Source organism: uncultured Candidatus Puniceispirillum sp. (assembly GCF_963979125.1).
Taxonomy (GTDB): Bacteria; Pseudomonadota; Alphaproteobacteria; order Puniceispirillales; family Puniceispirillaceae; genus Puniceispirillum.
In genome coordinates this window covers 1-7,245 of the sequence record NZ_CAXBVX010000102.1, presented here as the reverse complement: position 1 = coordinate 7,245, position 7,245 = coordinate 1, and the positions used below count along the sequence as shown (strand labels likewise).

Sequence of the window (7,245 nt, the reverse complement as noted above, 5' to 3'; positions counted from 1 at the left end):
GCCTGAATTTGTTATGGTGATTTTGTGCGGATCGCATCGTAATAAGTATCACATACGGTAAAATAATCGCGTATAACCCGCCGCATTGGCCCTAGTGCCATAAAAAACTGGGTAAGGTTTTTCTCATCAGTACCACGGATGTCAAAATTGATGTGCCGCCCTTCAAGGCGCAGATACAGATGAAATGGCCCATAATGATCAGGTAAATCAAAGAGGTTATCCTCAATAATATCATAGATTGCGATTGCGCGTTCCTGCTCAGCTTCGGCACTGCGACGTGGGGCATCAGCCTCGTCAAGCTCGATCTTGACAAGTCGGCGTGCCTGATCACTTTCATGTCCACCATTATTGGACATTGCTTCCCCTCGCTAATGAACGCGGTCAAAACCGTTTAAAGACCAGCTTATGATAATCAGCTAACCAGTCTAGCATAATTATATGTTACTTAGATTTTGTCATCCGTATTGTCATTGACAACGCATGTGCACCAAGCCCTTCAGCTTCTGCAAGAGTTACACCGGCTGGTGCGATTCTGGCAAAGCTCCCTGCATCACATCCCACCAATGTCGTGCGCTTCATAAAATCAACCACGCCAAGACCAGATGAAAATTTTGCAGTGCGCGCTGTGGGCAATACATGATTGGGTCCAGCAATATAGTCTCCAATCGCTTCGGGCGTATAGCGTCCAAGAAAAATGGCACCAGCATGACGTATTTTAGCAGCCCATTCTTCTGGGTCAGCTACTGCGAGTTCCAGATGTTCGGCGGCAATACGGTTGGCGAGTTCAGGCATTTGTGCCATATCAGGCACAGTGATAATCGCCCCATTATCTGCCCATGACTGACCCGCCACTGTCGCCCGATCAAGACGGGGCAACATAGCGGTCACTGCCGCATCAACAGCATCAGCAAAATCAGCATCATCAGTGATCATAATTGACTGCGCAGCTTCGTCATGTTCGGCCTGAGACAACAAATCAGCTGCAATCCACTCAGGATCATTCTGGGCATCGGCAATCACCAGAATTTCTGATGGTCCCGCGATAGAATCAATACCGACAGTGCCAAATACCTGACGCTTTGCCGTGGCCACAAAAGCATTGCCAGGCCCAACAATTTTATCAACAGATGCAATAGTCTGTGTGCCATAGGCAAGTGCCGCTACCGCCTGTGCCCCGCCAACGCGCCATATTTCTGTCACCTCGGCAAGTGCCGCTGCCGCCAGCACCAGCGGATTAACATAACCATCAGGCGCTGGGACGACCATAACGCGGCGCTCAACACCAGCAACCGCTGCTGGAATCGCATTCATTAGAACTGATGATGGATAAGCTGCTTTACCACCAGGCACATAAAGTCCAGCCGCATCAACTGGCGTATAGCGCATAGACAGGGCAACCCCGTCATCATCAAGACTACTAAAATCATCTGGCACCTGCTTTTCGTGAAAAACACGAATGCGATCACGCGCCATCTCAAGCGCTGCCCGCAATGACGGATCCAACGCATCAAGTGCCGATTGCATTTCAGCCTTTGAAATGGCTAGGGCTGCGACTTTGTCCTGTTTGAAACGGTCAAATTCCTCTGTCAATTCAAGTAATGCCGTGTCACCTTCATTGCGGATACGCGCTAGAATAGATGCAACAACATCAGCAACATCTTGGTTTGACTCGCGTTTGCTATCAAGCAATGCCGAAAAATGTGCTTCAAAATTAGCTTGATTATAATCCAGCCTGATCGCCATGGTCGTTATAACTCTCTTCTTTTCTTTGAATTTACGCCCTAAGCAGAGTCATGCGAAGGATGAACTGCTGTTGGTCGGGTTAGGTCAATATCTTCGACAATGACGTCAATTGCCTTAACCAGCAATTTTATCGTTGCGTTACCTGAAAACAACAAACTTATCGTCCATTTTGCTTCTTGTGCATCCTGCTTTTCCTCTGTCGCGTGAAATGGATCAACCTGAAGCGCCAGAAGACTCAGCAGACTGTCACGTCGATTACCAGGCATACCGCTTTGTTTCACTTGTTCAACATTAAAAATCTGCATTCCAGATAAAACCCGTTCATAAACATCACCACCATCTTCCAGCGTTACCCCATCCAGCGGGGGGCGTTCCCAGCAAAAACGATTGGCAACAAGAACAAAGCGTTTGCCTGCCTTATCTATTTGCAAATCATTACCTGGAATTATGGCGTCCTGAAACAGCGATGATAAAACCGCCATATCATCGGTATCCTGCGCTCGAAGTCGCAAACTACCATTTATGCTTTTCATAGTTTTATCGTCACTCATATCCCTTAAGCCTATCAGTCAGAGCCTGATTTCCGCGTGATGTGTGCACCGCAATTACCAAGCTTTTTTTCCAGATGGCTGTAACCACGATCCAGGTGATAAATGCGGTTAACCTTGCTTTTTCCTTTGGTCGCTAAAGCAGCCAAAACCAAAGATACCGACGCACGTAAGTCGGTCGCCATTACGGGTGCAGGGGTAAGGCTATCACGCCCACGGATCATGGCAAGTCCGCCATCAACCTTGATATCGGCACCCATGCGCACAAGCTCTGGCACATGCATGAAACGGTTTTCAAAAATCGTTTCGGATATACGCGATGATCCATCAGCAACACACATCATCGCCATGAATTGTGCCTGTAAATCGGTGGGGAAGCCCGGAAACGGATCCGTTACAATATCAACTGAGCGCATCTGCTTATCGGCACGAACGCTGATATAATCAGAACCCACTATGACCTCTGCACCAGCCTCACGCAAAGCCATAATCAGCGCATCCAGATGCTTTGGTGCAGCCCCTTCAAGCCTGAGGCTGCCTTTCGTCATGGCCGCCGCAATGGCAAATGTACCAGCTTCAATTCGATCAGCCACAACGGCATGCCGCGCCACACCAAGACTAGCCACACCTTCGATGACAAGAGTATCTGTGCCAGCGCCCGCGATCTTTGCACCCATCGCGTTCAGACAATCAGCAAGGTCAATAATTTCGGGTTCACGCGCAACATTGACCAATTCAGACATGCCATCAGCCAGTGCCGCTGCCATCATTGCATTCTCTGTTGCACCCACCGACACCATTGGGAATACGACCCGTGCGCCTTTCAAACCTTTTGACGTGCGTGCCTGAATATAGCCATCAGCTAATTCGACCATTGCGCCAAGTGCCTGCATCGCACGAATGTGCAAATCAACGGGTCGTGTTCCAATCGCGCATCCACCTGGCAAAGATACACGCGCTTCGCCAAAGCGTGCCAGCAACGGTCCAAGCACCAATATCGATGCTCGCATTTTGCGAACCAGATCATAAGGAGCATCAAAATTATCTGCCGCCCCTGCCAAGGTTACCGTTTCGCCGTCACGGGCGACATCAACGCCATGATGTCGAAGCAAATCTTCCATCAATAAAGTGTCAGCAAGACTTGGTACATTATCGAGCGTCAAAGTTTCTGACGTCATCAGCCCAGCTGTGAGTAAGGGTAGCGCTGCATTTTTGGCACCACTGATTTTGATATCACCAACTAGCGGAACCCCGCCGGCAATCTCCAAATAATCCACTAGGCTACCCTTTCATATCAGATTTGGCTTCAGACAATTTAGTATCGTCCGAGATGATGTTGTTTGATGCTGTGTTAACCGCTTTGTCACTAGTAGCCCTTGCGCGCGCTTGTGCCTTGCGCCGGAATAGATTTTCCCTGAGCGCCGAAGCCAAACGGTCATCTGCATGTGCTCCGGTTGATTTTGACCTTTCACGATCTGACATGCGGTTACTCATTCACTTTCAATCTTGGTATTACCCATAACGACGTTTGCTATCAGAGCTAACCATGTTTAGACTTTGTGGCAGTATTTTGTTGTTTGCAAGATACGCCAAAAGCTTCAAAGAAATATTGTGTTATGTATAGGCTTAGTTTGGCACTAAATCCACCTAATTGCAGGACAGCTATATGGCATTCATACGCAAATATGCACTACCAGTTACGCTGGTAACTGGCCTGCTTCTGTTTTTTGCTAGCGGCACACATAAATTGGTGAGTTGGGAAGCAATTAGTTCGAATTACAGCATACTGAAACAATTTGCCAATGATCGCATTTTGGCAAGCTATGCGATGTTTTTCCTCCTTTACTTAGTCGTTGTGGCTTTTTCTTTGCCTGTTGCTTTGCCTTTGACCCTGACTGGTGGCGCTCTTTTAGGTTGGCCAGCTGGCGTAGTGATTATTTTTGCGGCAACAATGGGGGCTGGCGTAGTTTTTATGGCCGCCCGGACAGTTTTTTCTGATTTTCTTAGGGTGAAAGCAGGACCCTTTTTGGCGCGGCTTGAAGCTGGCTTCAATGAAAATGCCTTTAGCTATCTTCTGGCATTAAGGCTGATACCTGCCGCACCGTTCTGGGTAGTGAATATTATCCCCGGCCTTACACAAATGAAGCTGACATCTTTTTTACTAGCTACCTTTATCGGCATTATACCTGGTACGATGGTATTTGTTTCAGTTGGGCGTGGATTTGATACTATTCTTGCATCAGGCCAGACGCCTGACCTGTCAGTGCTGTCATCACCATCAATCTTGATTGCCCTAGGCGGTTTGGGCGCATTATCCTTGATGCCCGTCATCTATAAACGGTTCACCGCGTACAACAAACAATCAGAGACGCAATGATGCAAACAATAAACGCCGATATTGTGATCATTGGTGCTGGGTCAGGGGGGCTTAGCCTCGCTGCAGGTGCAGCGCAAATGGGCGCACATGTGGTTATGTTTGAGGGTGGCGAGATGGGCGGTGATTGTCTCAATACCGGTTGCGTGCCATCAAAGGCTTTGTTGGCAGCCAGTAAGGCGGCCTATAATGCGCGTAGCAAGGCAAATTTCGGCGTTCGCGTTGCTGATACTAAAATTGATTTTGCCACTGCCAAAAAATATGTCGATAGCGTGATTGCTAAAATTGCCCCACATGATTCCGTTTCACGCTTCACCAGTCTTGGTGTAACGGTCATCAGCGAATATGCCCGTTTCAAAACGGCTCATATTGTAGTGTCTGATACGTATGAAGTTAGGGCAAAATATATTGTGATCGCGACTGGATCGACAGCACTGATCCCGCCAATTCCTGGACTCGACAAGGTTCCCTATCACACCAATGAAACCATTTTTACCGACTATGACAAGCCTGACCATCTGGTCATCATTGGGGGCGGGCCAATTGGTGTTGAAATGGCACAAGCACATAATCGGCTTGGGGCAAAAGTCACCATTGTTGAAGCACTGGCTGTCATGGGACGCGACGATCAGGAACTTGTAAATATTTTAAAACAACAGTTGATGCATGAAGGCGTCACCATCATCGAAGGTGCAGGTGTCACCAAAATTGACCAAAACACTGACTCGTCCCCGCAACGCGACAAAAAAATTATAGTGCGATTGGCAGACGGGCAGGTTCTTCATGCCAGCCATCTGCTTGTTGCGATAGGGCGCCGTCCGACAATTGACCGACTTGACCTTGATATGGCAGGAATTGATCATAACACCAAAGGGATCATCACAAACAAAAGACTGCGTACTAATAAGAAACATATTTACGCTATTGGTGATGTTGCTGGACGCCAACAATTCACCCACATCGCCGGTTATCACGCTGGTATTGTGATCCGCAACATCCTGTTCAAGCTTCCTGCCAAAATTGATAATAGCGCGGTTCCATGGGTAACCTATTGTGATCCCGAACTGGCACATGTCGGGGTAACCATTACCGAAGCCAGCGCTAAATATGGTGCCCATAATATCAGTATTTTTACTTCGCCCCTTGCAGACAATGATCGGGCTATAGCAGAATCTCGTACCGAAGGGATGGTTAAAGTCATCACGCATAAAAAAGGGCGCATTCTGGGCGCTTCAATTTTGGCACCTGCCGCTGGTGAAATGATACTAGCCTGGGCAGTGGCGATCACAGCAGGACAAAAAATGAGTACGATGGCCAGCGTGATTGCACCCTATCCCACATATGGCGATGCCAGCAAACGCGTAGCGGGTAGCTTTTATACTGAAAAACTGTTCAGTCCACGCATAAAACGCCTCGTTCAGTTCTTGCTCAAATTTTAACGGCATTTAGCTCAAACATCCTGTCAGATACAGATCGCAACCTAATTGCAATATATATTTGTTACTATATGGTACATAAACAATGATATGTTCAGTTTTAATCGTTATTTGAGGAGTTAATGAATGTCTATTTATGCAACCATGAAACAAGCTATTGATGAACGCGACATCGACCTTTGGGGATCAATATATCATGATGATTTCACCTTTGTGCGGCATCAGTCAGGTACCAGCATGAACAAAAACGAACTGATAGAGATGGGTAAAATGATGATGGCAAACGACGCTGTTCAGTTTCATGACAGCCGTTGTGTCTATGAGAATGACGACATTCTTGTCGAACATTCAGTTATCGATTTTCCAGATGGCAGCCGTGAAGCCATCATGAGCGTAAACATGCTAAAAGATGGTAAAATTGTCCGCACCGAAACAGGCGCAACACCTCTGAATAAATAGATTACATGTAAAGGGAGTTGACAACCCGCCAGCTCCCTTTAAATATTTAGAATCATAGCTTAGGAATTAATGAACTGCTTAATCAACTCGGTTTCCCGTTCGTATTTTTCCAGCATTCTTTTCACAACATCCCCGATTGAGACAATCCCGACAAGTTTATTGTCTTTCGTAATGGGCACATGCCGAATTCGATTCTCGGTCATCAGATGCATCAATTCTGAAGATGAAGCCTGTTGGTCAACCGTTATAACTTCGGTTGTCATAAGGTCTTGGGCTACCATTCCTTTCAGCGTTTTTCGTTCTGACAAATGGCAGATAATATCCCGTTCAGACAGAATCCCCAAAACCCGCATATTCAAATGATCAACAACAACGACAGTGCCGATACGCCATTCCACAAGCATATCAACCACGCTTTCAAGGGTGCTGTCGGCATTTACAGTAACGCACCCTCTTTCAATAAGTTTGGCAATAAATGGTGTCATTTTTAACCTCCCCCAATGTGACCTTAAAGTTTGCTTCGGAAAAATAATTTATGTCAAATTAGAGAAAGTAGATTTTCATCCACCAGATAGCAGACCGCCAATCCTGCTTGCAAAGCTTTACACTCTATTGTAAATACCGCATCAGTGCTGCCATAGCTCCAGCGGTAGAGCGCACCCTTGGTAAGGGTGAGGTCGCGTGT

Annotated in this window: 9 protein-coding genes; 3 read left to right on the top strand and 6 right to left on the bottom strand. The window is 47.0% G+C overall.

All coding sequences use genetic code 11. The features are described from left to right. Positions 1–11 precede the first annotated feature (11 nt). The 5 genes from ABNT28_RS09230 to ABNT28_RS09210 form a co-directional block, all read right to left on the bottom strand. Complete coding sequence (locus ABNT28_RS09230) at positions 12–356, bottom strand: UPF0262 family protein (protein ID WP_348721448.1); 345 nt, start codon at positions 354–356, stop codon at positions 12–14. An 85-nt stretch (positions 357–441) separates the two neighbouring features. Next, positions 442–1,743, bottom strand: coding sequence for a histidinol dehydrogenase (gene hisD, locus ABNT28_RS09225; protein WP_332923750.1), 1,302 nt, complete (start codon positions 1,741–1,743; stop codon positions 442–444). 38 nt (positions 1,744–1,781) lie between these two features. Beyond that, on the bottom strand, positions 1,782–2,294 hold the full coding sequence (locus tag ABNT28_RS09220; RefSeq protein ID WP_348721447.1) for a DUF2948 family protein: 513 nt from the start codon (positions 2,292–2,294) through the stop codon (positions 1,782–1,784). Between the two features lie 14 nt (positions 2,295–2,308). Next, entirely contained in the window at positions 2,309–3,568 is a 1,260-nt protein-coding gene (gene murA / locus ABNT28_RS09215) for a UDP-N-acetylglucosamine 1-carboxyvinyltransferase (RefSeq protein ID WP_348721446.1), read from the bottom strand. 4 nt (positions 3,569–3,572) lie between these two features. After that, positions 3,573–3,773: a hypothetical protein gene (locus ABNT28_RS09210; protein WP_332923753.1), complete on the bottom strand. Its 201-nt coding sequence runs from the start codon at positions 3,771–3,773 to the stop codon at positions 3,573–3,575. Positions 3,774–3,957: 184 nt separating this feature from the next. On the opposite strand from ABNT28_RS09210, the gene ABNT28_RS09205 reads away from it, so the two are divergent. The 3 genes from ABNT28_RS09205 to ABNT28_RS09195 all read left to right on the top strand — a co-directional run bounded on the left by ABNT28_RS09205 (position 3,958) and on the right by ABNT28_RS09195 (position 6,560). Next, positions 3,958–4,668 carry a VTT domain-containing protein gene (locus ABNT28_RS09205; protein WP_348721445.1) on the top strand — a complete coding sequence of 237 codons (711 nt, stop codon included), beginning with the start codon at positions 3,958–3,960 and terminating at the stop codon, positions 4,666–4,668. Beyond that, the gene (locus ABNT28_RS09200; protein ID WP_332923755.1) at positions 4,668–6,104 is read left to right on the top strand and encodes an FAD-dependent oxidoreductase; all 1,437 of its coding nucleotides are present in this window, start codon (positions 4,668–4,670) and stop codon (positions 6,102–6,104) included. The genes ABNT28_RS09205 and ABNT28_RS09200 overlap by 1 nt, the downstream gene beginning before the upstream one ends. A gap of 123 nt (positions 6,105–6,227) precedes the next feature. Next, on the top strand, positions 6,228–6,560 hold the full coding sequence (locus tag ABNT28_RS09195) for a nuclear transport factor 2 family protein (RefSeq protein ID WP_332923756.1): 333 nt from the start codon (positions 6,228–6,230) through the stop codon (positions 6,558–6,560). 59 nt (positions 6,561–6,619) lie between these two features. On the opposite strand, the gene ABNT28_RS09190 is transcribed toward ABNT28_RS09195, so the two are convergent. Beyond that, positions 6,620–7,045 (bottom strand): CBS domain-containing protein, encoded by a 426-nt coding sequence (locus ABNT28_RS09190; protein WP_332923757.1) that lies wholly within the window; start codon positions 7,043–7,045, stop codon positions 6,620–6,622. Positions 7,046–7,245 lie beyond the last annotated feature (200 nt).